This is a genomic window from Palleronia caenipelagi (assembly GCF_007004065.1).
Classification (GTDB): Bacteria; Pseudomonadota; Alphaproteobacteria; order Rhodobacterales; family Rhodobacteraceae; genus Palleronia; species Palleronia caenipelagi.
Genome location: NZ_VFSV01000161.1, coordinates 1 through 743, shown reverse-complemented (window position 1 = coordinate 743; position 743 = coordinate 1). Strand labels below are relative to the sequence as shown.

The following is a 743-nucleotide window of genomic DNA, read 5'->3' as shown; positions in this document are numbered from 1 at the left end:
GGGTCACGTCCGTCAAGGTGTTGTAATTGGTCGGGTGGCCTGAGGTCATGATCAGGTGGCTTGTGTCGTGATGCTGAGAATGGGATCGGTCTGCTCGTGGTCGATCTGGGTGAAGGCTTCGACCTGCATGTAGCGGCTGGCGGTCTGCCATTCGTCGTTCTGCTCGAACAGCACAGCACCGATCAGGCGAATGATTGAGGCTTCGTTCGGGAGTGAGGGCCGGACTGCCATCGGTTCGAAGGAGGGCCCGAACCCGACGACATCGGCGCGGCGTTTGACCTCCTTGTTGAGGCGCTCGATCGGGTTGGTGCTGTGTAACCTGGTGCGGTGCTGGCGCGGGAAGGCCATGTGGGCCAGGACGTCGTGCTCACTGGCATCCATCAGCCCGGCCAGTTTGGGCCAGCGAGAGCGGAGCTGGTCTGCGACGCGGCGCCAGGTTTCGCCCGCCTGTTTGCGATCGGGCTGATCGAAGGCCTGGCGGAACGAGCCATTGAGGCGCCATTGGTTCGAGCCCGATGGCGAGTGCGGCACCCACGGTGTGCTGGCCGCGTGACACATGGGCGAGCGCATTGCGCATCCAGTGGACGCGGCAGCGCTGCCCGTTCGCAGGCTCACCCTCAAACACGCGCTCGATGGCCGCCCTGAGGCCGCTGTGGGCATCGCTGATCACAAGCTTGGTGCCGTCCAGCCCACGCGCCTTCAGGCCGCGCAGGACGTCCATCCAGAAGGGTAAGCCGGGCCAG

At 64.9% G+C, this 743-nt stretch carries 1 pseudogene; it reads right to left on the bottom strand.

What is annotated here, in order from left to right:
- Positions 1-51: 51 nt before the first annotated feature.
- Positions 52-743, bottom strand: a pseudogene (locus FEV53_RS20455) (transposase); the annotation flags it as partial.